Here is a 296-nt window from a genome sequence, read left to right on the forward strand (position 1 = left end):
TTAAAAGCAAAATTTGATTTAGGTTATCTTATGTCCAGATCTCGTCGCCGCGATGGTGATTTAACAAAAGCGAAAATTATTGAAGCAGCAGGTCATTTAATTGCGCAAGAAGGTTTAGCTCAAACCACCAATAAAGCAATTGCCCAACTGGCACAGGTCGATCTTGCCGCAATCAATTATCATTTTGAAGGACGAGATGGCTTGTATAAAGCAGTTTTGGTAGAAGCCCATCGACATTATATCGACGAACAGCAATTGGCGGAGTTAGTACAAAGCTCACTCTCTCCTACTCGAAA

General features: G+C 40.9%; 1 pseudogene (only partly in view). It reads left to right on the forward strand.

The annotated features are described in order from the left end of the window. The first annotated feature begins 30 nt into the window (after positions 1-30). A pseudogene (locus JR005_RS00060) lies at positions 31-296 on the forward strand (CerR family C-terminal domain-containing protein); it runs 366 nt beyond the window's last position.

Source organism: Acinetobacter sp. Colony158 (assembly GCF_019264745.1).
GTDB lineage: Bacteria > Pseudomonadota > Gammaproteobacteria > Pseudomonadales > Moraxellaceae > Acinetobacter > Acinetobacter ursingii.